General features: G+C 73.5%; 23 protein-coding genes. 10 read left to right on the forward strand and 13 right to left on the reverse strand.

Features of this window, described 5'->3' with window-relative positions; genetic code table 11:
* On the forward strand, nucleotides 1-403 hold a 403-nt coding region (locus tag AB0P35_RS19110), incomplete at its 5' end, for a hemopexin repeat-containing protein (protein WP_363511972.1).
* A gap of 145 nt (nucleotides 404-548) precedes the next feature.
* On the opposite strand, the gene AB0P35_RS19115 is transcribed toward AB0P35_RS19110, so the two are convergent.
* Nucleotides 549-2,720, reverse strand: a complete 2,172-nt coding sequence (locus AB0P35_RS19115) for a M4 family metallopeptidase (protein ID WP_363511974.1) — start codon at nucleotides 2,718-2,720, stop codon at nucleotides 549-551.
* Nucleotides 2,721-2,957: 237 nt separating this feature from the next.
* Entirely contained in the window at nucleotides 2,958-3,920 is a 963-nt protein-coding gene (ligD, locus tag AB0P35_RS19120; protein WP_363511976.1) for a non-homologous end-joining DNA ligase, read from the reverse strand.
* 116 nt (nucleotides 3,921-4,036) lie between these two features.
* Here ligD and AB0P35_RS19125 point away from each other — a divergent pair, with 116 nt between their 5' ends.
* Complete coding sequence (locus AB0P35_RS19125; protein WP_095876296.1) at nucleotides 4,037-4,381, forward strand: hypothetical protein; 345 nt, start codon at nucleotides 4,037-4,039, stop codon at nucleotides 4,379-4,381.
* An 83-nt stretch (nucleotides 4,382-4,464) separates the two neighbouring features.
* Here AB0P35_RS19125 and AB0P35_RS19130 read toward each other — a convergent pair whose 3' ends face one another.
* The 4 genes from AB0P35_RS19130 to AB0P35_RS19145 form a co-directional block, all read right to left on the reverse strand.
* A complete protein-coding gene (locus AB0P35_RS19130; RefSeq protein ID WP_363511979.1) occupies nucleotides 4,465-5,868 on the reverse strand; it encodes an NADP-dependent succinic semialdehyde dehydrogenase in 1,404 nt (467 codons plus the stop codon).
* 144 nt (nucleotides 5,869-6,012) lie between these two features.
* Nucleotides 6,013-7,020, reverse strand: a complete 1,008-nt coding sequence (sph, locus tag AB0P35_RS19135; RefSeq protein WP_363511981.1) for a sphingomyelin phosphodiesterase — start codon at nucleotides 7,018-7,020, stop codon at nucleotides 6,013-6,015.
* 212 nt (nucleotides 7,021-7,232) lie between these two features.
* Nucleotides 7,233-8,465 carry a glycerophosphodiester phosphodiesterase gene (locus AB0P35_RS19140; protein ID WP_363511983.1) on the reverse strand — a complete coding sequence of 411 codons (1,233 nt, stop codon included), beginning with the start codon at nucleotides 8,463-8,465 and terminating at the stop codon, nucleotides 7,233-7,235.
* Between the two features lie 40 nt (nucleotides 8,466-8,505).
* On the reverse strand, nucleotides 8,506-8,694 hold the full coding sequence (locus AB0P35_RS19145) for a hypothetical protein (protein WP_363511985.1): 189 nt from the start codon (nucleotides 8,692-8,694) through the stop codon (nucleotides 8,506-8,508).
* A 199-nt stretch (nucleotides 8,695-8,893) separates the two neighbouring features.
* Here AB0P35_RS19145 and AB0P35_RS19150 point away from each other — a divergent pair, with 199 nt between their 5' ends.
* The 8 genes from AB0P35_RS19150 (at nucleotide 8,894) to sigJ (ending at nucleotide 15,442) form a co-directional block, all read left to right on the forward strand.
* Nucleotides 8,894-9,802, forward strand: coding sequence for an endonuclease/exonuclease/phosphatase family protein (locus AB0P35_RS19150; RefSeq protein WP_363511987.1), 909 nt, complete (start codon nucleotides 8,894-8,896; stop codon nucleotides 9,800-9,802).
* Between the two features lie 167 nt (nucleotides 9,803-9,969).
* Nucleotides 9,970-10,272 carry an urease subunit gamma gene (locus AB0P35_RS19155; RefSeq protein ID WP_095876290.1) on the forward strand — a complete coding sequence of 101 codons (303 nt, stop codon included), beginning with the start codon at nucleotides 9,970-9,972 and terminating at the stop codon, nucleotides 10,270-10,272.
* Nucleotides 10,269-10,622 (forward strand): urease subunit beta, encoded by a 354-nt coding sequence (locus AB0P35_RS19160; RefSeq protein ID WP_363511989.1) that lies wholly within the window; start codon nucleotides 10,269-10,271, stop codon nucleotides 10,620-10,622. Before AB0P35_RS19155 ends, AB0P35_RS19160 begins: the two co-directional genes overlap by 4 nt.
* Nucleotides 10,615-12,369 (forward strand): urease subunit alpha, encoded by a 1,755-nt coding sequence (locus AB0P35_RS19165; protein WP_363511991.1) that lies wholly within the window; start codon nucleotides 10,615-10,617, stop codon nucleotides 12,367-12,369. Before AB0P35_RS19160 ends, AB0P35_RS19165 begins: the two co-directional genes overlap by 8 nt.
* Nucleotides 12,370-12,379: 10 nt before the next feature.
* Nucleotides 12,380-13,036, forward strand: a complete 657-nt coding sequence (locus tag AB0P35_RS19170) for an urease accessory UreF family protein (RefSeq protein WP_363511993.1) — start codon at nucleotides 12,380-12,382, stop codon at nucleotides 13,034-13,036.
* Nucleotides 13,026-13,703 (forward strand): urease accessory protein UreG, encoded by a 678-nt coding sequence (gene ureG / locus AB0P35_RS19175; protein ID WP_095876286.1) that lies wholly within the window; start codon nucleotides 13,026-13,028, stop codon nucleotides 13,701-13,703. Before AB0P35_RS19170 ends, ureG begins: the two co-directional genes overlap by 11 nt.
* On the forward strand, nucleotides 13,700-14,548 hold the full coding sequence (locus AB0P35_RS19180) for an urease accessory protein UreD (RefSeq protein ID WP_363511996.1): 849 nt from the start codon (nucleotides 13,700-13,702) through the stop codon (nucleotides 14,546-14,548). Before ureG ends, AB0P35_RS19180 begins: the two co-directional genes overlap by 4 nt.
* Nucleotides 14,549-14,563: 15 nt before the next feature.
* On the forward strand, nucleotides 14,564-15,442 hold the full coding sequence (gene sigJ, locus AB0P35_RS19185) for an RNA polymerase sigma factor SigJ (RefSeq protein WP_363511998.1): 879 nt from the start codon (nucleotides 14,564-14,566) through the stop codon (nucleotides 15,440-15,442).
* 91 nt (nucleotides 15,443-15,533) lie between these two features.
* On the opposite strand, the gene AB0P35_RS19190 is transcribed toward sigJ, so the two are convergent.
* The 7 genes from AB0P35_RS19190 to AB0P35_RS19220 all read right to left on the reverse strand — a co-directional run bounded on the left by AB0P35_RS19190 (nucleotide 15,534) and on the right by AB0P35_RS19220 (nucleotide 23,362).
* Complete coding sequence (locus AB0P35_RS19190; protein WP_363512129.1) at nucleotides 15,534-16,496, reverse strand: cytochrome c oxidase assembly protein; 963 nt, start codon at nucleotides 16,494-16,496, stop codon at nucleotides 15,534-15,536.
* A 177-nt stretch (nucleotides 16,497-16,673) separates the two neighbouring features.
* Complete coding sequence (locus tag AB0P35_RS19195) at nucleotides 16,674-17,681, reverse strand: 2-hydroxyacid dehydrogenase (RefSeq protein ID WP_363512001.1); 1,008 nt, start codon at nucleotides 17,679-17,681, stop codon at nucleotides 16,674-16,676.
* Between the two features lie 162 nt (nucleotides 17,682-17,843).
* Nucleotides 17,844-19,187, reverse strand: coding sequence for an MFS transporter (locus tag AB0P35_RS19200; protein ID WP_363512003.1), 1,344 nt, complete (start codon nucleotides 19,185-19,187; stop codon nucleotides 17,844-17,846).
* 81 nt (nucleotides 19,188-19,268) lie between these two features.
* Nucleotides 19,269-19,850, reverse strand: coding sequence for a TetR family transcriptional regulator (locus AB0P35_RS19205; RefSeq protein WP_363512005.1), 582 nt, complete (start codon nucleotides 19,848-19,850; stop codon nucleotides 19,269-19,271).
* 100 nt (nucleotides 19,851-19,950) lie between these two features.
* Complete coding sequence (locus AB0P35_RS19210) at nucleotides 19,951-20,976, reverse strand: 6-phosphofructokinase (RefSeq protein ID WP_095876280.1); 1,026 nt, start codon at nucleotides 20,974-20,976, stop codon at nucleotides 19,951-19,953.
* Between the two features lie 329 nt (nucleotides 20,977-21,305).
* A complete protein-coding gene (locus AB0P35_RS19215) occupies nucleotides 21,306-22,034 on the reverse strand; it encodes a glutamine amidotransferase (RefSeq protein WP_363512131.1) in 729 nt (242 codons plus the stop codon).
* A gap of 65 nt (nucleotides 22,035-22,099) precedes the next feature.
* Complete coding sequence (locus tag AB0P35_RS19220; protein WP_095876278.1) at nucleotides 22,100-23,362, reverse strand: MurT ligase domain-containing protein; 1,263 nt, start codon at nucleotides 23,360-23,362, stop codon at nucleotides 22,100-22,102.
* Between the last annotated feature and the right edge of the window lie 183 nt (nucleotides 23,363-23,545).

The following is a 23,545-nucleotide window of genomic DNA, read 5'->3' on the forward strand; positions in this document are numbered from 1 at the left end:
GGCGTACTTCTTCCGCGGCTCGGAGTACATGCGGTACGACATCGCGTCCGACTCGGTCGATCCGGGCTATCCGCTGCCGATCTCGCCGTACTGGCCGGGCCTGTGGCCGGACGGCATCGACGCGGCCGTGGTGTGGCCGAACGGCAAGGCGTACTTCTTCCGCGGCTCGGAGTACATGCGGTACGACATCGCGTCCGACTCGGTCGATCCGGGCTATCCGCTGCCGATCTCGCCGTACTGGCCCGGCCTGTGGCCGGCTGACCTCACCGGCGGAGTGGTCTGGAACAACGGCAAGGCGTACTTCTTCCGCGGCACCGAGTACGTGCGCTACGACATCGCGGCGGACAGCGTCGACCCCGGCTATCCGCTGCCGGTCAATCCGTACTGGCCCGGACTTCCCTGATCGGGGCCGGGCGGGCCGCCCGAAACCAGGAACCCCGTCCGCCGGGCGCAGGCTGTGCGCCCGGCGGACGGGGTCGGGCTGTGCGGTGGACCCGGGCGGGACGTCGTGTGTCGACCGCCCGGGTCCACCGGTCAGGGTGCCGGGATCAGCCGGCGGTCACCGAGGTGTCGTCGATCAGGAAGCTGGTCTGGAGGGAGGAGTCCTCCGCGCCGGTGAACTTGATCGTGACGGTCTTGCCCTTGAAGGCCGACAGGTCGAGCGTCCGCTGGACGTAGCCGGAGGTGGCGTCGACGTTCGAGTACGTGGCCAGGGTGGTCGTCGTGGTGCCGTTGACGACCTGGACCTTCAGCGTGTCGTACGCCGTGGTGCCGGTCTCCGCGGTGGTGATCCGGTTCCAGAAGGTCAGCTTGGGCGCGGTCGCGGTCGACGGGATGCTCACCGACTGGGAGAGCGTGTCGGTGTGCGTCGAGCCGTAGCCGTCCAGCCAGGCGTAGTACGAGCCGGTGCGCGGGGCGGCGCCGGCGTCGGTGGTGATCACGCCGGAGGTGCCGGTCCAGGAGGTGGCGCCGGACTCGAAGCCGGGGTTGAGCAGCAGGTTGCCGGTGGGCGGCGGGGTGGTCCCGCCGCAGGTGGTGGCGGTCGGGGCGACGGAGACCGCGCCCCACGCCTTCTCCACGGCGGCGCACTCGGTGCTGCCCGCGCCGTACAGGTCCTTGGCCGCCTTGACGGTGGCGGTGCGGGCGCCCGGGTAGTCGGTGTTGGAGGTCATGTAGACCGACAGGGCGCGGTACCAGATCTTGGTGGACGCGTCGTTGCCGATGCCGGTGACCGAGGAGCCGTCACAGGTCGGGCTGTTGCCCCACTGGGACTGGCCGGAGCCGACGGCGAGCAGGTAGAAGAAGTGGTTGCCGACGCCGGAGGAGTAGTGCGGGTTGAGGTTCTTGGTGCTGGTGGACCAGCACTTGACCGACTTCCCGTCCTTGCTCGGGTCGTCCATCCACCGCAGCGGGGTGCCGTTGCCGTTGATGTCGATCTTCTCGCCGATGAGGTAGTCCGGCGCGTCCGCGGCACTGTTGGCGTTGAACTCGACCATCGTGCCCATGATGTCGGAGGTGGCCTCGTTCAGGCCGCCCGCGTCGCCGCTGTAGACCAGGCCGGCGGTGGCGGCCGTGACGCCGTGGCTCATCTCGTGGCCCGCGACGTCGATCTCGGTGAACGGCTTGGAACCGGCCGCGCCGTCGCCGTAGATCATCGCGAAGCTGGCGTCGTCCCAGCCGGCGTTGTCGTAGTTGGTGCCGTAGTGGACGAAGGAACGCGCGCCGACGCCGTCGTTCTTGATGCCGTTGCGGCCGAGGACGTTCTTGTAGAAGTCCCAGGTGGCCTGGATGCCGTAGTGGGCGTCGACCGCGACGGTGGCGCGGTCGGTCAGGGCGTTGTTGCCCCAGACGTTGTCGGTGTCGTTGAAGGCGACGCCCCAGCCGGCCGGCGGGGAGTCGTTGGTGGCGGTCTGGTTCTGCGCGTCGCGGGTCTCGCCGTTGCCGCGGGCCGGGTCCTTGAGGGTGTAGCTGGTGGCGGAGTTCTGCGTGGTGCTCACGCTCACGTTGCCGACCTGGTAGCCCTTGCCGGTGCCGGTGGAGGCCGCGGCGGCCAGGGCGGCGGGGGCGGACTGGGCGGTCGGCGCGGTGGGGGCCGCCTTGGTCTTCGCGCGCTTCACGCCGTCCGGCAGGAACGCGGAGAAGCTGTCCCAGCTCGTGCCGGTGGCACCGGTGACGGCGTCGACCAGGACGTGGAGGTGGCTGGGGGAGCGGTCCTCGCCGGTGCCGTTGACCACGACCTCCCAGACCAGCTGGGGGGAGGCGCCCGTCACGTCCACCTTCAGGGTGGCGGTGCTGGTGCCGCGGGTGCCGCGGAACAGCTGCGAGGCCTTGGCGATCGCCTGCCGATCGGTGACGGAGGGGGTCACCGAGAGCGAGAGCGGGGCGGCCTGGGTGAGGCTGGCGGAGTCGAGGGTGCCGTTCGGCGCGGAGTGGACCACGACGTCGCCGCCGCGGACCGGGAGGCCGCGGTAGGTGCGGTTGAAGTGGACGTGGCGGGTGCCGTCGGCGTCCACCTGCACGTTGGTGACCTGGAACTGGTCGTTGGCGCCGGCCTTCACCGCGTCCGGGTGGGCGGCGACCTGGGCGGTGGCGTCCTGCACGGCCTTGCTGTGGGAGGCCTGGGGCTGGGGGGCGGCGGCCACGGCGGGGACACCGGCGCCGGCTATGACGAGGCTGCTGACCGCGAGGGTGAGCGAGCCGCTCAGAAGGGGTCTCTTCATGGCGCCGAAGCGTGCTGGTTTATATGAATACCAGTCAACGCATAGCAATTCTGTAAAAATTAACAGACTTCACGGTGTCTGTTGATGTGAACGACTGAAGGCTGGGCGTTCCCTGGGAGAGACCCCTGCTACCTGGGAGTACGTGTCCGGCGCCCGCTCGGGCGTGATGTCCGCCCGTACCCGACTGTGATCCATCTCACCGTGCGGATCGGCTCGGTGAGAATCCGTCGGTAAGGATCAATCGTGCTGTTCAGGCCCGTCGGACGGGCGTTCGCGCACCACGTCCTCGGGCCGCTTGTCGGTCCGCAGCCCCTCGAACCGGGGTGCGCGCAGCCGGCCCTCGCGGGTCCACTCGGTGAAGGCGACCCGGGCGACCAGGCGGGGCTCGACCCAGTGCACCCGACGTTCGGTGGCGGGCGGGTCGGCGAACGGCGGGTCGGGGCGGACGAGGGCGTCGAGTTCGGCCCGCAGGCGGTGCAGCAGGGCGGTGTCGAAGCCGGTGCCGACCTTGCCCGCGTAGCGCAGCGCGCCGCCCTCGTAGTGGCCGACCAGCAGGGCGCCGAAGCCGGTGCGGCGGCCGGCCGGTTCGGTGAAGCCGCCGATCACGAGTTCCTGTCCGACGGTGCACGGCAGCTTCAGCCAGTCCGGGGAGCGGCGCGGCACGTACCGGCTGTCGGCGCGCTTGGCGACCAGACCCTCCCAGCCGCGGGCGCAGGCCTCGGCGAGCGGTACCGGGCCGTCCGCCGCGACGTGCTCGGTGAAGTACAGCGGATCGGCGAACTCCACCGTCTCGCGCAGCAGTTGTTTGCGGTTCAGGAGCGGCAGCCCGGTGGTGTCGTGCCCCAGCAGGGCCGGCAGGTCGAACAGGAAGTACGAGACCCGCACCCCGGCCGCCACGGCCCGGACCGGGTCCCGCAGCTGCATCCGCCGCTGCAGCCGGGCGAAGCTGGTGCGGCCGTGCTCGTCGAAGGCGACGATCTCGCCGTCCACGGTGAACCGGGGGACGGGCTGGGCGGCGAGCGCGGCCACCAGCTCCGGGTAGCCGTCGGCCATCGGCTTGCCGGTGCGGGAGACCAGCCGCACGTGCGGGCCGTCCCGTTCGGCGATCGCCCGGACGCCGTCCAGCTTGCGTTCCAGCAGCCAGCCGTCGTCGAGGACGCGGCGCTCGCTGGGGGTGGCGAGCATCGGGCGGATCAGCACGTCAGCGCAGGTACCCGCTGGTCGGTCGGGCGGAAACCGTTCCGGCCGCCCTGCCGCCGGGACGGCCCAGTGGGAGAGTGGACTCCGGGGGTCCGGCCGCCGGAAGGAGTACGCCGATGGACCAGCACGCCATGTCGGGCGGTACGCAGCCCGCAGTCCCCGCAAAGGGCGCGGTCGCGGCCGCGGGCGAGCCGCACTGGCCGATGGAGCCGCGCTTCCGGCAGAAGCCGAAGCCGATGGACCGGATCCGCGAGATCTTCCTGGGAGTGAGCAGCTCGGCCGTGGTCTTCCTGCTCTCGCTGACCACCGGCCTGATCATGGTCGAGGTGCAGGTGGACTCCAACTGGATGACGGCGTTCTGCGCACTGGTCTGGGCGATCACCTTCCTCGCGCTGATCGGCTGGTTCCTCGGCCACCGCGGCGGTGACCAGGCCCCGGTCGGACGGATGCAGACGGCCTGAGGGCACGCTCCCCGAGAGGAACGGCACGGAGCGGGGGCACGCGGTTCGCGTGCCCCCGCTCGCCGTCGGCGGGACGGGTGCGGTCAGCGGCCGCGCCAGACGGTGGTGATGTTGCAGAACTCGCGGATGCCGTGGCCGGACAGCTCCCGGCCGTAGCCGGAGCGCTTGACGCCGCCGAACGGGAAGGCCGGGTGCGAGGCCGTCATGCCGTTGAAGAACACCCCGCCCGCCTCGATGTCGCGGGCGCAGCGCTCCTGCTCGGCGGGGTCGGTCGTCCACACGTTGGAGCTCAGCCCGAACGGGCTGTCGTTGGCCACCGCGATCGCCTCGTCCAGGCTCTCCACCCGGTACACGGTGGCGACGGGGCCGAAGGCCTCCTCGTGGTGGATGCGCATCTTCGGGGTGATGCCGGTGAGCACGGTCGGCAGGTAGTACCAGCCGCCGTCCAGCTCCTTCGGCAGGCCGTCCGGGCGGGCGCCGCCGCACTCCGCGACCGCGCCGGCGGCCACCGCGTCGTCGACGAGCTCCTCCAGGTCGGCCCGGCCCTGGCGGGTGGCGAGCGGGCCGATCTCGGTCTCCTCGGCCAGCGGGTCGCCGACCTTCAGCGCCTTCATCCGGTCGGTGAACGCCGCGGTGAAGGCCTCGTAGACCTCGGCGTGCACGATGAAGCGCTTGGCGGCGATGCAGGACTGCCCGTTGTTCTGGGTGCGCGCGGTGACGGCCCACTGCACGGCGCCGGCCAGGTCGGCGGAGGGCAGCACCAGGAACGGGTCGCTGCCGCCGAGCTCCAGCACCGACTTCTTCACCTCGTCGCCGGCGATCGAGGCGACCGAGCGGCCGGCGAGCTCGCTGCCGGTCAGGGTCACCGCGGCGACCCGCGGGTCGCGGATGACGCCCTCCACCGCGGCGGACCCGATCAGCAGGGTCTGGAAGCAGCCCTGCGGGAAGCCTGCCTCCAGCAGGACCCGCTCCAGGGCGAGCGCGGTGCGCGGCACGTTCGAGGCGTGCTTCAGCAGGCCCACATTGCCCGCCATCAGCGCGGGCGCGGCGAACCGGACCACCTGCCAGAGCGGGAAGTTCCACGGCATCACGGCCAGCACCACGCCGATCGGGCGGTAGCGCACGTGCACCGAGCCGGCGCCGGAGTCCGCGACGTCGGCGGCCACCGGGTGCTCGTCGGCGAGCAGTTCGGGCGCCCGGTCGGCGTACCAGCGCATCGCCTTGGCGCACTTGGCGACCTCGGCGCGGGCCGCGGCGACCGGCTTGCCCATCTCCACCGTCATCGTCCGGCCGAGGTCCTCGCGCTCGGCGTCGAGCAGGTCCGCGGCGCGTCGCAGCAGCGCGGCCCGCTCGTCGAAGCCGGTCGTCCGCCAGGCGGCGTAGGCCGACGCCGCCAGGGCCAGCCGCTGTTCGACGGCGGCGGCGTCGTACGGGGTGAAGGTCTCGACGGTCTCGCCGGTGGCCGGGTTGACGGTGGCGATGGGCATGCGGCTCACTCCTCGGTTCGGGCACACGGGTGCCGTTCGGACCCCGGTCGGATCCACCCTCCCCCCGATCGGGGCGGGGCGCTTGCCGCGGCGGCTGCCCGGGTGCGGGCGGGCCGCCGCGGCATGCTCACCGTGCGGAAGGACTCAGTGCGCGGCGAGCGGGTAGTGGTCGGAGAGGTCGGTGTACGTGTAGCTCTTACCCCAGCTGCTGACCGTCCACGGCGTGCTGTGGAAACGCACGACCTGGTTGGTGTACTGCTGCGGCCGGGCGTGGTCGGCCCGGTACAGCACGTAGTCGAGGTCCTCCTTGGGCTCGCCCGGGTAGCGGTAGGCGGCGATGGAGTTGTCGACGGTGTCGAAGGAGTACGGCCAGCCGGTGCGCGCCGAGGCCGGGGCGAGGTTGCCGTTGTCGAGAAGTGCCTGGTACTCGGAGCCGTGCGAGTCGACGTTGAGGTCGCCCGCCAGCACGATCGGCTCGTTCGCCGGGATCTGCTTGGCGTCCAGGAAGGCGCGCATGGCGATCAGCTGCTTGGCCCGGACGGCGGCCGGCTCGCCGCTGGAGCAGCCGGTGTCGGTGGACTGCAGGTGGGTGCCGACCACGTGGGTGCGCAGCCCGTTGACGTTCAGCACCGCGTAGACGAAGCCCTTGTTGGACCACCAGTCGGCGCCGCAGGCGTCCTTGAAGACGTACTGCTCCTTGCGCAGGATCGGCCACTTGCTGAGCAGCGTCACCCCGCCGTCCTCGGGGGTGGTGGAGCTGTAGCTGCCGGAGGTGGCGTCCCAGCCGCCGGTGGAGCGGCCCACCACCGGGGTGTGGTACGGGTACGCGGCCGAGGCTCTGGCGGTTAGCGCGTCGGAGGCGGCGTTGTCGAAGGCCTCCTGGAGGACCACCACGTCGTGGCCCTGGAAGAAGTCCGCCGAGGCGATCGCCTGCGCGCGCTGGTCCTGGCCCCAGTTCGGGTAGAGCGACTTGCTCATCAGGAACACGTTGTACGTGAGGACGTCGAGCGCGGGCGCGGTCACCGGCGCGCTCTCGGCCGCGACGCTCGTGGCGGCCGCCGCGGGGCCGGCGGCGAGCGCGCCGAGCACGGCGGCGGCCGCGCAGGCCGCGGCGGCCGAGCGGGTGGCGCGGCGGACGGACGACAGGGGCATGGAAGCTCCGTGAGGGTGTGTCGTGAACCCGTCGAGTTGCGGGATGTTGTGTATCCAACTTGGGAGCCGGCACGCCGTGCAAGACATCGGGCGAGCATTCGGTGAACTCGTCCGGAACAGTGCTACCGATCGGTAGTCCGACGCGCTCCAGGGCGCGCAGCGGCCGGGCCCGGTGCTCTGCACCCGGCCCGGCCGTCATGGCTGAGGATCCATCAGTTCACGCCGCGGGCCGCCCAGAAGTCGCCCCGGGCCAGCACCGAGGTGTCGGTGTTGTCGGTGAAGAAGCCGTCCACGCCCAGGTCGTACAGGCGGCGGGCCCAGCCGATCGCGTCGCCGTACGCGTTCGGATCGGTGCCCCGGCGGAAGTCCGCCGGCAGGAAGGAGTTCTCGTTGCGCACCGTCCACGGGTGCAGCACCAGGCCCGCCGCGTGCGCGTCCGCCACCAGCGTGGTCGGCGGCAGCAGCCTGCCCGCCGCGTCCACCGGCGCGATCAGCTGCGTGGTCGGGCCGATGCCGTGCGAGAACGAGGCCAGCCAGCGCAGCCCGCCCGGGGTCACCAGGTCCGCGACCGTCCGCCTGTCGCCGGCCAGCACGAAGTCGTACGGCTGCGTGGTCGGGCCGCTCAGCAGCTGTATCCGCGGGTTGCCGACCAGCTTCGCCAGGCGCTGCAGGCTGCTCGGCTCGAAGGACTGCAGGATCGCCCGGCCGTTCTGCCCGGCCAGGCCGCCGCGGCGCAGCTCGTCCGCCAGCCGCTCCTCCAGCGGCAGGCCGATCGACCGGAAGTAGCTGGGGTGCTTGGTCTCCACGTACAGCCGGACCGGGCGGCCCAGGCTGCGCGAGCGCTTCTCGGCGAACTCCACCACCTCGCGGAAGGTCGGCACCGGCCAGCGGCCGTCGTACGGCGTGTTGCGCTGGCGCTGCTGCGGCAACCGCTCCACGGCGCGCAGGGTGCGCAGCTCCGCCAGGGTGAAGTCCTCGGTGAACCAGCCGGTCAGCGGCGTGCCGTCGATCGTCTTCGTGGTCCTCCGGGCGGCGAACTCCGGGTGGTTCGCGACGTCCGTCGTCTCGGCGATGTTGTTCTCGTGGCGGACGACCAGGTGGCCGTCCTTCGTCGGCACCAGATCCTGCTCGATGACGTCCGCGCCGAGCTCCAGCGCCAGCTCGTAGCTGCCGAGGGTGTGCTCCGGGCGGTATCCGCTGGCACCGCGGTGCGCCACCACCAGCGGGTGCGGCAGCCGGTCCAGGCCGGTACCGGTCCGCACGGGCGGACGGGTGCCCGCGGCCCGCTGCTCGTCCGCCTGCCCGCTCTCCTGATGGTCGGCGGCGGCCGCGGGGGTCGCCGCTCCACCCGCCGCCGTCAGCGCGGCCGCACCGAGGCCGGCCGCCCCGGTCGCCCGCAGGAACGTGCGCCGCGAGGATGCTCCGCCGATCGGACGCTGCGTCATCTGGTCTCCCTGCCAAGGGTTTCGGTCACTGACCGGCACCCTAGGCGGCAGGTGCGCACCACGCGGTGAACCGCGGACGAACCACCCCCCAACCGCCGTCGAACGCCCGGCCGGGGCAGCTCGGCGCGAGGAGTTCGGCGGTGTCGCCGACGACGTCCAGGTGCACCCGGTGCTTCACGGTCTTCGGCTCCGGCACCGGGTCGGCCCGGGTCGGCGGATCGGCGCGCACGGTGCTGCTCCCTTCGGGTGGGCGCCGGTGCGGAACCCGTCCGCAGGGGTACGGCGTCCTCGGGGCGGACGGTATCGGTGCGGCGGAAGGGCGGCGAGTGGCACGGGCGCAGGGCGCGGCGGTCGGGGAGCGGGCGGGCACGGCGGGGCCGGTCCGGCCCGGGACGCGGCGTCGGGGTTGGCGTCACGGTCGGGGCCGGGTGACGGCGGGGCTCGCGGTGCTGACGGCGCTGCTGCTCGCCGGCCACCGGCTGGTGCCCAACCGGGTCGGGCGGCTCGGCAGCCTGCTGGAGGCGTTCCTGCCGTGGGTCGGCCTGGCGGTGCCGGTGCTGCTGGCCGCCGCGCTGCTGCGCCGCTCGCGGCTCGCCCTGGCCGCGGTGCTGCTGCCCGCCGTCGCCTGGGCCGGGCTGTTCGGCGGACGGCTGCTGCCGGGCGGCGACGGCGGGCGGTACGACCTGACGGTGGTCCAGCACAACGTGGCGGACGACAACACCGATCCGGAGGGCACGGCGCAACGCTTGGCCGGCACCGGCGCCGACCTGCTGGCCGTCGAGGAGCTGACGGAGCCCGCCGCCGGGGTGTACGAGCGGGTCCTCGGCGGCGTCTACCCGTACCGGGCGCGCTCCGGAACGGTCGGCCTGTGGTCCCGCTTCCCGCTGGCGGACGTCCGGCCGGTGGACCTCAAGCCCGCAGAGGTCCACGACCGGGACTGGAAGCGCGGGGTGCGGGCCACGGCCCGCACCCCGCAGGGGGATCTGGCCGTGTACGTGGCGCACCTGCCGTCGGTGCGGATCTCGCCGACGGCGGGGTTCACCTCGGCCCGGCGGGACGAGAGCGCCCGGCTGCTGGCCGCGGCCGTCGACGCCGAGCCGCTGCAGCGGCTGCTCGTCATGGGCGACTTCAACAGCACCCTGGACGACCGCGGCCTCGCCCCCGTCACCTCCCGGCTGACCCCGGCACGGGCCGGCTTCGACTTCAGCTGGCCGGCGGGCCTTCCGCTGGCCAGGATCGACCAGGTGTTGTGCCGCGGCCTGACCCCGGTCGACACCTGGACCCTCGCGGCGACCGGCAGCGACCACCTGCCGGTGGCTGCCCGGATCCGGTTCTGAGCCGCCGGCCAACCCGGTCCCCGCGCCCCGATCGGGTTGACGCGCGTAACCAGCGGCGGGCCAGGGCGGTTACGCCTCGGAAAGTCCGGCGTAACCGGTGCACAACAAAGGGCGGATCGAATGGGTTCCTCCTCACCGTCCGACCTCCCACCCCGAGGTGCGTACAGATGAAGCTGACCCCCCGTGAGCAGGAACGCCTGCTCGTCCATGTCGCCGCCGACGTCGCCCGCTCGCGCCGGGCCCGCGGCCTGCGGCTCAACCACCCGGAGGCGGTGGCGCTGATCACCTCGCACGTGCTGGAGGGCGCCCGGGACGGCCGCAGTGTCGCCGAGCTGATGGAGTCCGGCCGGCAGGTGCTCACCCGCAAGGACGTGATGGAGGGGATCGCCGAGATGATCCCGGACGTCCAGGTGGAGTGCACCTTCCCGGACGGCACCAAGCTCGTCACCGTGCACGGGCCGATCCAGTGAGCGCCGCCCCGACGCCCGGCAGCGGTGCGGGCACCGGCCTCGTCCCCGGCGAAGTCCTGTACGGCGAGGGGGAGATCGGCCTGAACGCCGGCCGAGCCGTCACCCGGCTGACCGCCGTGAACGCCGCCGACCGGCCGATCCAGGTCGGCTCGCACTACCACTTCGCCGAGGCCAACCCCGGCCTGGAGTTCGACCGGGCGGTGGCCCGCGGGCAGCGGCTCAACATCCCGGCCGGCACCGCCGTCCGCTTCGAGCCGGGCATCCCGGTGGAGATCGAACTCGTGCCGATCGGCGGCCGCCGCGAGGTGCACGGACTGCGCGGCGAGACCGGAGGAGCCCTCGATGACTGACCAGGACCGGTCCGCGGCCGGCCACGCCCTGCGGCTGAGCCGCGAGCGCTACGCCGACCTGTACGGCCCGACCACCGGCGACCGGATCCGGCTGGCCGACACCGCGCTGCTGATCGAGGTCGAGGAGGACCGCTGCCGCGGCGGCGACGAGGCGGTCTTCGGCGGCGGCAAGGTCATCCGCGAGTCGATGGGCCAGGCCCGCACCAGCCGGGCCGAGGGCGCCCCCGACACCGTGATCACCGGCGCCGTGGTGCTCGACCACTGGGGTGTCGTCAAGGCCGACGTCGGCATCCGCGACGGCCGGATCACCGCCCTCGGCAAGGCCGGCAACCCCGAGACCATGGACGGCGTCCACCCGGAGCTGGTGATCGGCCCGGAGACCGAGGTGATCGCCGGCAACGGGAAGATCCTCACCGCCGGCGCCATCGACGCCCACGTGCACTTCATCTGCCCCCAACTCGCCGACGAGGCCCTCGCCTCCGGCATCACCACGCTGATCGGCGGCGGCACCGGCCCCGCCGAGGGCACCAAGGCCACCACCATCACTCCCGGCGGCTGGCACCTGGCCCGGATGTTCGCGGCGATGGACGGGCTGCCGCTCAACATCGGCCTGCTGGGCAAGGGCAACACCGTCAACACCGCCGCCATGCACGACCAGTTGAGAGCCGGCGCGCTCGGCTTCAAGATCCACGAGGACTGGGGGGCCACCCCCGCGGCGATCGACGCCTGCCTGCGGGTCTGCGACCAGACGGGCGCCCAACTCGCCATCCACACCGACACCCTGAACGAGGCAGGGTTCGTCGCCGACACCCTCGCCGCGATCGCCGGACGCGGCATCCACGCCTACCACACCGAGGGCGCCGGCGGCGGCCACGCCCCCGACATCATCACCGTCGTCTCCCAGCCCAACGTGCTGCCCAGCTCGACCAATCCGACCCGCCCGCACACCGTCAACACCGTCGACGAGCACCTCGACATGCTGATGGTCTGCCACCACCTGAGCCCGCACGTCCCCGAGGACCTCGCCTTCGCCGAGTCCCGGATCCGGCCCTCCACCATCGCCGCCGAGGACATCCTGCACGACCTCGGCGCGATCTCGATCATCAGCTCCGACTCGCAGGCCATGGGCCGGATCGGCGAGGTCGTGCTGCGCACCTGGCAGACCGCCCACGTCATGAAGCTCCGCCGCGGCGCCCTCCCCGGCGACGGCCGCGCCGACAACCACCGGGCCCGCCGCTACATCGCCAAGTACACCGTCAACCCGGCCGCCGCCCAGGGCGTCGACCACGAGATCGGCTCCGTCGAACCCGGCAAGCTCGCCGACCTGGTGCTCTGGACCCCGGCCTTCTTCGGCGTCAAACCCGACCTGGTGGTCAAGGGCGGCCAGATCGCCTGGGCACAGATGGGCGACGCCAACGCCTCCATTCCCACCCCGCAACCGGTGCTGCCCCGGCCGATGTTCGGTGCCACCGGCGGCGCACCCGCCGCGAACTCCTTCAACTTCACCGCGCAGACCGCGATCGACGACCGGCTGCCCGACCGCCTCGCCGAACAGCTCGGCGTCCGCAAGCAGTTCACCGCGATCCGCAACACCCGCGGCGTCACCAAGGACGACATGGTCAACAACACCGCCCGCCCCGACGTCCGGGTCGACCCCGACACCTTCACCGTCACCATCGACGGCGACCCGGTCACCCCCGCACCCGCCACCGAACTCCCGCTCGCCCAGCGGTACTTCCTCTTCTGACAGGCAGCCGATGGACGCCGCCGCCCTGCTCCTCGCTGACGGCCGCTTCCCGGCCGGCGGCCACGCCCACTCCGGTGGCGCCGAGGCCGCCGTCCGGGCCGGCCGGATCCACGACGCCGACAGCCTCGCCGCCTTCCTCACCGGACGGCTGCACACCGCCGGCCGCACCGCCGCCGCGCTCGCCGCGGCCGCCGCAGCCGAGGACGCCGACACCGCAGCCCTCGACGAGGCCGCCGACGCCCGCACCCCCTCGCCCGCCCAGCGCGACACCAGTCGCCGCCTCGGCCGCCAACTCCTGCGCGCCGCCCGCGCGGCCTGGCCGCACCCCGCCCTCGACCGGCTGCAGGCCGCCCACCCCCGCGGCCCGCACCAACCCGTCGCCCTCGGCACCGCCGCCCGCGCCGCCGGCCTCACCCCCGCCGACGCCGCCTCTCTCGCCGCGTACGAGAGCGTCAACGGCCCCGCCACCGCCTGCGTCCGGCTGCTCGGCCTCGACCCCTACCAGGTCGCCGCCGTGCTCGCCCGGCTCGCCCCGCAGCTCGACACCGTGGCCGCCGACGCCGCGGCCGACGCCGCCCGCGGCACCCTGCCCGCAGCCTCCGCCCCGCTGCTCGACATCCACGCCGAACAGCACCGCTCCTGGAAGGTGCGTCTCTTTGCATCGTGACCACGTCGACCCCCACGACGCCCCCACCCGGCACAGCTACGCCGAACAGACCCGCACACGCCCCGGCCGCGCCCTGCGGATCGGCCTCGGCGGCCCCGTCGGCTCCGGCAAGACCGCCACCGTCGCCGCCCTCTGCCGCGCCCTGCGCGAGGAGATCTCCCTCGCCGTCGTCACCAACGACATCTACACCACCGAGGACGCCGAGTTCCTGCTGCGCAACGCCGTCCTGCCGCCCGAGCGGATCGCCGCCGTCGAGACCGGCTGCTGCCCGCACACCGCCATCCGCGACGACATCTCCGCCAACCTGGAGGCCGTCGAGGACCTGGAGGAGGCCGTCGGCCCGCTCGACCTCGTCCTCGTCGAGTCCGGCGGCGACAACCTCACCGCCACCTTCAGCCGCGGCCTGGTCGACCACCAGATCTTCGTCATCGACGTCTCCGGCGGCGACAAGATCCCCCGGAAGGGCGGCCCCGGCGTCTCCACCTCCGACCTGCTCGTCGTCAACAAGACCGACCTCGCCCCACTCGTCGGCGCCGACCTCGCCGTGATGGCCCGCGACGCCGAGGCCCAGCGCGGCGACCTGCCCACCGTCTTCACCGCCCTCACCGCCCCCGACGGCATCGCCCCGGTCGTCGCCTGGGTCCGCGCCCGGCTCGCCGAACGGTGACCGCCGCCGCCGCCGCGCACACCGCCGCCCTCGACGCCACCGCCCGGATCACCGCGGCACCCGACGGGCGCGGCGGCACCGCCCTGCCCGTCCTCGCCGGCGCCGGACCGCTCGCCCTGCGCCGCACCCGCGGAGCCCCGGGCACCGCCCACGTCTGCGTCATCGGCTCGATGGCCGCCCCGCTCGGCGGCGACCGGCTCGCCCTGCACATCGAGGTCCGGCCCGGCGCAGCCCTCACCGTCACCAGCGCCGCCGCCACCGTCAGCCTCCCCGGCGCCACCGCCGCACCCGCCCGCTACGACCTCCACCTCACCGTCGGCGAGGACGCCGAACTCGACTGGCGCCCCGAACCCGTCATCGCCGCCACCGGCAGCCACCTGCTGCTCACCACCGTCGTCCACCTCGCCGCCGGCGCCCGGCTGCGGCTGCGCGAGGAACAGGTCCTCGGCCGGCTGCACGACCACGCCCGCGGCGCACCCCCCGGCCGCCTCACCGCCCGGCTCACCGTGCACCGGGCCGGACGCGCCCTGCTCGACCAGCAGACCGACCTCGGCCCCGGCGCACCCGGCTGGAACGGCCCCGCGGTCCTCGGCCCGCACCGCACCACCGGACAACTGCTCACCGTCGGCCTGCCCGACCCGCCGCCACCCCCCGCCGAAGCCGACGCGGCCCTGCTCACCCTGCCCGGCCCCGCCGACGCGCCGCCCGCCACCCTGCTCACCGCCCTCGCCCCGGACGCCCTCGCGCTGCGCCGGCTCCTCCACCCGGAGGACCGCCGAATCCGCCCGGACACATTCGTCACATCCGCCGCGCCCGGAACGTCAGAGAAGGTGGGAACGGACTGACGAGGAAGGGCACCGATGGACCGCAACGACTGGCTGGCCGAGCAGTTCGAGAGCCACCGCAGCCACCTGCGCGCGGTGGCGTACCGGATGCTCGGCTCGCTCGGCGAGGCCGAGGACGCCGTGCAGGAGGCCTGGCTGCGGCTCAGCCGCAGCGACGCCGACGCGGTGGAGAACCTGGGCGGCTGGCTCACCACCGTGGTCGGCCGGGTCTGCCTGGACATGCTGCGCACCCGCCGCACCCGCCGGGAGGAACCGATCGGCGAGCGGCTGCCCGACCCGGTGGTGGCGGGCGCCGACGGCGCCGACCCCGAGCAGCAGGCGCTGCTCGCCGACTCGGTCGGCCTCGCGCTGCTGGTGGTGCTGGAGCAGCTCGCCCCGGCCGAACGGCTCGCCTTCGTGCTGCACGACATGTTCGGACTGCCCTTCGACGAGATCGCCCCGATCGTGGACCGCACCCCGGCCGCCGCCCGCCAGCTGGCCAGCCGGGCCCGGCGCCGGGTGCAGGGCGCCTCGCCCGCGCCGGACCCGGACCCGGTGCGCCGCCGCGAGGTGGTGGACGCCTTCCTCGCCGCCTCCCGCGGCGGCGACTTCGAGGCGCTGGTCGCGGTGCTCCACCCGGACGTGGTGCTCCGCGCCGACGACGGCCCGGCCGCACCGCTGGTGGTGGTGCGCGGCGCCGAGGCGGTCGCCTCGCAGGCCCTCCGGTTCCGGCACCTCGCGCCGTTCTCCCGGCCGGCACTGGTCAACGGCGGGGCCGGCACGGTCACCGTGGTCGACGGCAGGCCGGTCTCGGTCATGGACTTCGTCGTCGCCGACGGCCTGATCGTCGCGATCGACATCCTCGCCGACCCGGAGCGCCTGGCCCGGCTCGACCTGGCACTCCTGGAGGACTGAGCCGCCCGGAGCGCGCCTGCGGAACAGCGGAGAGCCCCGTCCGGTGCGGTACCGGACGGGGCTCGTCGTGACAGGCGGTGGGGCGGCGGGCTCAGCCCGCGTCGGCGGCCCGGCCGCGCCGGTCCAGCGAGGCCAGGTAGGCGTTGTAGGCGGCGAGCTCGGCGTCGCCGTCCCGGTCCGCGGCGCGGTCCCGGCGGCGGGCCTGCCGCTCCTCGGAGCGCGCCCACTGCAGGGTGAGGGCGATCAGCACGATCGCGGTCGGGATCTCGCCGAACGCCCAGGTGATGCCGCCGGCCAGCTCCTGGTCGTCCAGCAGCCTGGTGCCGGGCGGGGCGGCGGCGTCGGTGAAGGTGGTCACCAGCGGGTGGGTCGCCATCATCACGGCCACGCCGAAGAAGGCGTGGAACGGCATCCCCATGAAGAGCTCCAGGATGCGCATGATGTAGCCCGGCCGGTGCGGGCCCGGGTCCACGCCCATGATCGGCCAGAAGAACAGCAGGCCGACCGCCAGGAAGTGGACCATCATCGCGATGTGCCCGAGCCGGTACTGCATCAGGAAGTCGAACAGCGGCGAGAAGTACAGCGCGTACAGGCTGGCGATGAACAGCGGGATGGTGGCCCCGGGATGCGAGACCACCCGCACGTACCGGCTGTGCAGCAGTGCCACCAGCAGCTCGCGCGGGCCGCGGCCGCGGCCCTTGCCGGCCGGGCGCAGGGCGCGCAGGGCCAGCGTGATCGGGGCACCGAGCAGCAGCAGGATGGGCGAGAGCATGGACAGCACCATGTGCTGGATCATGTGGGCGCTGAACAGCACCATGCCGTAGTCGTTGAGCCCGGTGCAGGTGACCAGGACGATGGTGCCGGTGCCGGCCGTCCAGGCGATCATCCGGCCGACCGGCCACTTGTCGCCGCGCCGCCACAGCCGGATCGCGGCCGCCGTGTACAGGCCGAGGGCGAGCACTGCGCCGATCAGGAAGGGCCAGTCCGGCGACCACGCGAGCGCGGTGGACGGGCTGTACGGGCCGAGTGTCCCCATTCCTCCGTGGTGGTGCATCCCTGCCATGCCGTCGCCCATCGGCGCGTCCTGCCTTCGCCAGTGCCGGCCGGGCCCACCGCGGGCCGGTCCGGTTCGTCCGTTTTGCTTCCGGCTCAGCCTAGGCGGCGCTTACGAACCGACCGCACCCGCCCCCCTCGGCCCCGGCGGGCCGGCCGGCCGGCGGTCGCGGGCCGGTCAGCCGGTGGCGCCGACTCCCGGGACGAGGGTGTTGTCGCCGGTGCGCCCGGCCGCGAAGTCCGCCACGTTCTGCACGGTGGCGGCGACGATCTGCTCGACGGCGGTGCGGGTGAAGTACGCCTGGTGCGAGGTCACCAGCACGTGCGGGAGGGTCATCAGCCGGGCCAGGACGTCGTCGGTCACGCCCTGGACGGACCGGTCGGTGAAGAAGACCCCGGTCTCCTCCTCGTACACGTCCAGCGCGACGCCGTGGAACCGGCCGGCCTTCAGCTCCTCGACCAGGGCGGCGCTGTCGATCAGCCCGCCGCGGCTGGAGTTCACCAGGATCGCGTCGTCCTTCATCAGGGCGAGCGCCGCCGCGTCGACCAGGTGGTGGGTGTCCGGCACCAGCGGGACGTGCAGGCTGACCAGGTCGCTGCGGGCCAGCAGCTCCTCCTTGGCCACGTAGGCCATGCCGAGCTCGACGCAGGCCGGGTTCGGTGCGAGGTCCCAGCCGAGCAGCTCGGTGCCGAAGCCGTGCGCGATCCGCGCGAAGCACTCGCCGATCTTGCCGGTGCCGATCACCCCGACGGTCATCCCGTGGACGTCCCGGCCGAGCAGGCCGTCCAGCCGGAAGTCGAACTCGCGGGTCCGGCTGACCGCCCGCACCAGCCGCCGGTTCACCGCCAGCGCCATCGCCCAGGCGTGCTCGGCGACCGCGTAGGGGGAGTAGTAGGAGACCCGGGCGACGGTCAGGCCGAGCTCGCGCGCGGCGGCCAGGTCGATGTTGTTGAAGCCGGTGGAGCGCTGGGTGACGAGCCGGGTGCCGCCCTTCGCCAGCCGGGCCAGGACCTCGCCGTCCAGGACGTCATTGACGCTGCTGGAGACCACCGGGAAGCCCTCGGCGAGCGGCGCGGTGTCCCGGGTGAGGAAGACGTCCAGCATGCGCAGCGGGTGCCGGCCATCGAACGCGGCGCTCAGCAGCGGCCGTTCGTCGGTCTGCACGCCGTAGGCGAGGATCTCCATCGGGTTGCTCCTCCTGCTCGCGCGGGTGGCGGCCGGGCCGGCGGCCGCCTCCACAACCTAGCCGGGCGGGCCCGGGGGAGCGGGGGAAACGCGCGGGGCCGGCGGGGCGCCCGGACGGGGTTCGTCCGATCGCACCGCCGGCCCCGGGGCCGGTGCGGCGGGTCAGCCGCGGCGGCCGGTGAGCGCGCCGGCCAGCGCGGTGAGGGCGAAGAGCGCGCCCGCCGCGGCCAGCGCGGCGCCGCCGGAGCCGACCGTGAGCAGCGCGGTCAGCAGCACGGTCGGGCCGAGCTCCATCGCGGTGTTCAGCACACCGCCGGCCAGGCCGATCTGCTCCACCGGGACGCCGTCGGTGGCGAGCACCGCGGCGCCGGCGAAGGCGAGGGCCGCGCCGAAGGGCAGCAGCACCAGACCGGGGACGAGCGGCAGGTAGCCGGAGCCGGCGCCGAGGTGGGCGAGGGCGAACAGGCCGGCCGCGCCGACGGCGAGCCCGATCCCGGTGACGGCCTTCGGCCCGACCCGGCCGACCAGCGGACCGGCCGTCCGGCCGCCGAGGAGCAGCGCCGTGGCGTAGGGGAGGAAGGCGCCCGAGGTGGCGAGCGGGGTCCAGCCGAGGTCCTGCTGGAGGTGCAGGGTCAGCAGCAGGAAGAGGGTGGCGGTGCCGCCGGCGCTGAGCAGGGTGGCGGCGAGGCCGAGCAGGCGGCGGCCGCCGCGCAGGAAGCCGAGCGGCAGCAGCGGCTGGGCTGCGCGCCGCTCGCGGAGCACGAAGCCGGCGAGCACCAGGACGCCGAGGGCGAGCGGCAGCTGCCAGCCACCGGTCTCGGTGCGGACGAGTCCGTAGCTGACCAGGACGGTGCCGACGGTGGCGAGGACGGCGCCGGGCAGGTCGAGTGCGGGGCGGCGGTCACGCGCGGCGTCGCCGGGCAGCAGCTTCGGGGCGAGGGCGAGGGCGGCGGCCGCGACGATCACCGGGACGGCGAACATCCAGCGCCAGGAGAGCCAGCTGGCGACCGCGCCGGAGGCCAGGTTGCCGGTGGTGGCGCCGAGCACGGAGAGTCCGCCCCAGGTGGCCATGGCCCGCCCGTAGGCCTCCGGCCCGGGCAGCAGCGCCTTGAGCACGGCCATGCCGGCGGGGGCGACCAGGGCCGCGGCGCCGCCCTGGACGAAGCGGAGCAGCAGCAGGGCGGTGTAGTCGGGCGCGATCGGGGCGGCTGCGGCGGAGAGGCCGAGCACCACCAGGCCGACGGTGAGCATCCGGCGGCCGCCGTAGCGGTCGGTGAGCCGGCCGCCGAGCAGCAGCAGCGCCGCGAAGGAGAGCCCGTAGGCCGCGTTGAGCAGGACGAGCCGGCTGTGGTCGAGGCCGAACTCGCGGCCGATGTCGGGCAGCGGGACGGAGATCGCCATCAGCGTGAAGATCAGCATCGCCTGGACGGTGCCCAGCAGGGCGAAGCCGGGTGCGGTGCGTGGTGCCGGTGCGGTGGACGTCGGAGTGATGGCGGTGGCGGCCATGGTCTCCCCCTTCTTTCTGTACCGTTCGGTCCAATATTAGGCCGTGCTGAAGGCCGCCGCAGGGGCGGCCCGGTGTGGGGCTCAGTCGAGCAGGGACAGTGCGAGCCGCGCCGCGTCGGTGATCCGCTGCGGGTCGTCGCCCGCCTTGCCGATCACCCGCATCCCCTGCATCACGGTCAGCAGCAGGCGGGCGATCGCCCGCGGGTCCTTCTCCGGCGCCAGCTCGCCCTGGGCCTGGGCCCGGGCCAGCGCGCCGGCGGTGAGTGTCTCCAGGGTGTCCCAGCTGGCCCGTACGCGGCGGGCCGCGTCCGGGTCGCGGGCGGCGAGCTCAGTGGCGGTGTTGGTGATCAGGCAGCCGCGGTGCCGCGATTCCAGCACCGCCTCGTCGGCGAAGCGCCGCACCACGGCGCGCACCGTGGGCAGGGCCGCGCCGGGCTGCGAGAGCTCGGCGAGCAGCTTGGCGTCGGTGTTCTCCCGGTAGCGGTCGAGCGCCTTGATGAACAGCTCGTGCTTGCCGCCGAAGGTGGCGTACAGGCTGGCGCGGCCGATGCCCAGGTGTCCGGTGAGGTCGGCCATCGAGGTCGCCTCGTACCCGCGCTCCCAGAACAGCTCCAGCGCCGACTGCAGCGCCGCGTCCGGGTCGAACTCCTTGGTCCTTGCCATGGGAAGACCATAGCGCTATCTGGATCGATCGGTCAAGAAAGTTCGGGGAAAAGAGCCCCGCCCGCGGCACCGCGGGCAGGGCTCCGGGAGAAGCTCCGGGTCAGATGACCGTCTCGGCCTCGGTGTAGCGCTCCTGCGGCACGGTCTTCAGCTCGGCCACCGCCTCGCCGAGCGGCACCAGCTTGATGTCGGTGCCCTGCAGCGCGGTGATGTGGCCGAAGGCGCCCTTGTGCGCCGCCTCCACCGCGTGCCAGCCGAAGCGGGTGGCGAGCACCCGGTCGTAGGCGGTCGGAGTGCCGCCGCGCTGGGTGTGGCCGAGGATCACCGGACGGGCCTCCTTGCCCAGGCGGTGCTCCAGCTCGCGGGAGAGCTGGGTGGCGATGCCGGTGAACCGCTCGTGGCCGTACATGTCCTTGGTGCCCTCCTCCCACGGCATGGTGCCGGGCTCGGGCTTGGCACCCTCGGCGCAGACCACGATGGCGAACTTCTTGTGCCGGTCGAAGCGCTCGCGCACCACGGCGGTCAGCTTGTCGATGTGGAAGGGGCGCTCGGGCACCACGATGGCGTGGGCGCCGGCCGCCATGCCCGCGTTCAGGGCGATCCAGCCGGTGTGACGGCCCATCACCTCGACGACCATGACCCGCTGGTGCGACTCGGCGGTGGTCTTCAGGCGGTCCAGCGCGTCGGTGGCCACCGAGACGGCGGTGTCGAAGCCGAAGGTGACGTCGGTGCACGCGATGTCGTTGTCGATGGTCTTCGGCACGCCGATCACCGGCAGGCCCGCGTCGCTCATCAGCTTCGCGGCCTTCAGGGTACCCTCGCCGCCGATCGGGATGACCGCGTCGATCCCGAGGTCCTGGCAGTGCTTCTTGGCGCGCTCCACGCCGTCCCGCAGGTGGCTGGGCTGCACCCGGGAGGACCCGAGGATCGTGCCGCCCTGGGCCAGGATGCCGCTCACCGAGTCGAGGGTGAGCGGACGGTGGACGCCTTCGAGGAGACCTCGCCAGCCGTCCTGGAAACCGATGATCTCGTCGCCGTGGTCGACCACCCCCCGGTGGACCACGGAACGGATCACGGCGTTCAGGCCGGGGCAGTCACCGCCGCTGGTCAGGACACCAATACGCATTGCTTTGCAACTCCCCTGGGGGCACCTCCCAGCGCCGGGCTGGGGGGAAGAACCGGAGGCCGGACTACCACCTCGGTGTCGCCACCGCGGACTGGTCGCTCCCGTGCGTCGTCGACCGGGGGCGACCATGGCACAGCATACGGTTCCTGCGTCCGGCCGGGCAGGAGCCGAGCGGGGAGCGGCATCGTCGACGCGTCCGCGCAATCTGCAGCCGGACGCCGAGGAGGGTTGCGTCCAGCTTTCCTATTCTCTTATGCATCCCGCCCGCGGGGCACGGGTTGACCGCAATGCGGTCAACCGGACACCCTCGCCGGGCTCAGCCCGACCGCTCAGGCGGGCTGGCTGGTCGCCGCGATGCGCTCCGCGCGCAGCGCGTCGTACCAGGTGGTGTCGGCCGGCGGCAGGGCGCTCACGTCCAGCGCCAGCTTGATCAGCATGTCGGCGACCGCGGGGTTGCGGGCCATCACGGGGCCGTGCAGGTAGGTGCCGAACACGGTGTCCCGGTAGGCGCCCTCGGTGCCGTCGCCGGTGCCGTTGCCACGGCCGGTGCGCACCGAGGCCAGCGGCTTCACGCCCTCGCCGAGGTGCGTGACGCCCTGGTGGTTCTCGAAACCGGTGAGCTGCGGCAGGCCGAGCTGCGGGTCCACGTCGGCGAGCACGTCGCCGACGCAGCGGGCGCCCTCACCGCGGGTGGTCCACACGTCGAGCAGGCCGAGGCCCGGCTCGCGCTCGCCGAGGTCGTTGATGAACTCGCGGCCGAGGATCTGGTAGCCGGCGCAGACCGAGAAGATGATCGCACCGTTCTCGGCGGCGCGGACCAGACCGCCGTCGTTGCGCAGCCGCTCCGCGGCGAGCCGCTGCGGGCGGTCCTCACCGCCGCCGATCAGGTAGATGTCGCCGCTGGTCGGCACCGCCTGGTCCGAGCGGACGTCGATCCGGGTCACCCCGAGGCCGCGCTGCCGCGCCCGCCGCTCGACGACCAGTGCGTTGCCGCGGTCCCCGTACGTGCTGAGCAGGTCCGGGTACACCCAGACCAGGCGCAGGCTGCTCTCGTTCATCCTCGAAGGCCTTCCGTACTGCTGCTGCTGAGGCTGCTGGAACTGCGGGTCGGCGGGGTACGACATCAGACCGCCACCGCCTTGCGCAGCTGCTGGAAGGCGGTGTAGTTGGCGATCGCCTCGATCCGCCCGGGCGGTGCCAGGCGGACGGCCTGCTCCAGCGAGTCCACCACCTGGAACTGCAGGCCGGCGACCTCCAGGCGGACGGCCAGGTCGAGCTTGCGCTGGCCCATCACGAAGATCGGGTGGCCGGCCAGGCGCTCGTAGTCCACGTCCCACAGCCAGGAGGTGTCGGTGCCGTCCGCGTCCAGGGCGTTCACCGACAGCACCACCGGCGCCGGCGGCTGGTCGATCAGCGTGAAGGTCTCCAGCCAGCCGGCGGGGTTCTTCGCGAGCAGCAGCCGGACGTCCCGGCCCTGGTACTGCACCACGTCGTAGCGGCCGGCCACCGCGGCGACCGTCTGCATCCGCTGCAGCGCGACCTGCGGGGCGACGCCGAAGACCGCCGCCACCGCGGCCGAGCTGGTGGCGTTGGCCAGGTTGGCGCGGCCCGGCAGCTGGAGCTGGATCGGCCAGGCGCCGCGGTGCGGGTCGATCACGTGGGTGCCCTGCAGCGCCCAGTGCGGGTTCGGGCGGCGGAAGCCGCACTGCGAGCAGAACCAGTCCTCGCCGGGGCGCTGCATCACACCGCCGCAGGACGGGCACGACCAGGCGTCCTCCTTCCACGCCTGCCCGGCGGCCACCCAGACCACCTTCTTGCAGGAGGAAGCCGCCCAGGTCACCAGCGGGTCGTCGGCGTTCGCGATGATGACCGCGTCGGAGTCCTTGAGGCCCTCGCGCCACTTCTCCGCCATCATGCGGGTCTCGGCGGCGCGGTCCAGCTGGTCGCGGGAGAGGTTCAGCAGCGCTATGGCCTTGGGACGGGTGTCCCGGGCGACCGTGGCCAGGTACTTCTCGTCCACCTCGATCACGCCGAAGCGCGCGTCCGAGCCGCCCGCCAGCGCGGCGGTGATACCGGCCGGCATGTTGGCGCCCAGCGCGTTGGAGACCACCGGGCCGGCGGCGCGCAGCGCCTCGGCGATCAGCCGGGTGGTGGTGGTCTTGCCGTTGGTCGCGCTGACCAGCACCACGTCGAGGTGCTCCGCGAGGGTGGCGAGCAGATCGGGGTCGAGCTTGAGGGCGATCTTGCCGCCGATCACCGAACCACTGCCGCGGCCCGCCTTCTGCGAGAGGGCGGCAGCCATCTTGCCGGCCGTCACAGCGATCTTCGCGCGGGCGGGCAGCGAGGCGTCGCGTGCGGCTGTGGCTTCCGAACCGGTGCCTGCCATGCTCAGTGGTTCCTCCTTGCTGCGGCGCCGCCCGGGTCGTGCGAGGACCGTCGGACGGCGGGGACGTGGGTCAGCCTACCCACTCCGGCGGCCGGCTCAGAGCCCAGGACCCTGCGCGGCCTGCCGGGACGGGCCCCGAAGGGGCCTCGGCAGCCGTCCGGTTCCGGCCGCGCAGGGCGGCGC

It is taken from the genome of Kitasatospora sp. NPDC085879 (assembly GCF_040686255.1).
Lineage (GTDB): Bacteria > Actinomycetota > Actinomycetes > Streptomycetales > Streptomycetaceae > Kitasatospora.

Excerpts from the sequence above, each read along its gene's own strand:
- AB0P35_RS19215 (WP_363512131.1), bottom strand. The coding sequence starts at position 22,034 with ATGAACGAGAGCAGCCTGCGCCTGGTCTGGGTGTACCCGGACCTGCTC.
- AB0P35_RS19190 (WP_363512129.1), bottom strand. The coding sequence starts at position 16,496 with ATGCACCACCACGGAGGAATGGGGACACTCGGCCCGTACAGCCCGTCC.
- AB0P35_RS19130 (WP_363511979.1), bottom strand. The coding sequence starts at position 5,868 with ATGCCCATCGCCACCGTCAACCCGGCCACCGGCGAGACCGTCGAGACC.
- AB0P35_RS19115 (WP_363511974.1), bottom strand. The coding sequence starts at position 2,720 with ATGAAGAGACCCCTTCTGAGCGGCTCGCTCACCCTCGCGGTCAGCAGC.
- AB0P35_RS19210 (WP_095876280.1), bottom strand. The coding sequence starts at position 20,976 with ATGCGTATTGGTGTCCTGACCAGCGGCGGTGACTGCCCCGGCCTGAAC.
- sigJ (WP_363511998.1), top strand. The coding sequence starts at position 14,564 with ATGGACCGCAACGACTGGCTGGCCGAGCAGTTCGAGAGCCACCGCAGC.
- AB0P35_RS19220 (WP_095876278.1), bottom strand. The coding sequence starts at position 23,362 with ATGGCAGGCACCGGTTCGGAAGCCACAGCCGCACGCGACGCCTCGCTG.
- AB0P35_RS19195 (WP_363512001.1), bottom strand. The coding sequence starts at position 17,681 with ATGGAGATCCTCGCCTACGGCGTGCAGACCGACGAACGGCCGCTGCTG.
- AB0P35_RS19205 (WP_363512005.1), bottom strand. The coding sequence starts at position 19,850 with ATGGCAAGGACCAAGGAGTTCGACCCGGACGCGGCGCTGCAGTCGGCG.
- AB0P35_RS19140 (WP_363511983.1), bottom strand. The coding sequence starts at position 8,465 with ATGACGCAGCGTCCGATCGGCGGAGCATCCTCGCGGCGCACGTTCCTG.
- AB0P35_RS19155 (WP_095876290.1), top strand. The coding sequence starts at position 9,970 with ATGAAGCTGACCCCCCGTGAGCAGGAACGCCTGCTCGTCCATGTCGCC.
- AB0P35_RS19165 (WP_363511991.1), top strand. The coding sequence starts at position 10,615 with ATGACTGACCAGGACCGGTCCGCGGCCGGCCACGCCCTGCGGCTGAGC.
- AB0P35_RS19170 (WP_363511993.1), top strand. The coding sequence starts at position 12,380 with ATGGACGCCGCCGCCCTGCTCCTCGCTGACGGCCGCTTCCCGGCCGGC.
- AB0P35_RS19125 (WP_095876296.1), top strand. The coding sequence starts at position 4,037 with ATGGACCAGCACGCCATGTCGGGCGGTACGCAGCCCGCAGTCCCCGCA.
- AB0P35_RS19200 (WP_363512003.1), bottom strand. The coding sequence starts at position 19,187 with ATGGCCGCCACCGCCATCACTCCGACGTCCACCGCACCGGCACCACGC.
- sph (WP_363511981.1), bottom strand. The coding sequence starts at position 7,020 with ATGCCCCTGTCGTCCGTCCGCCGCGCCACCCGCTCGGCCGCCGCGGCC.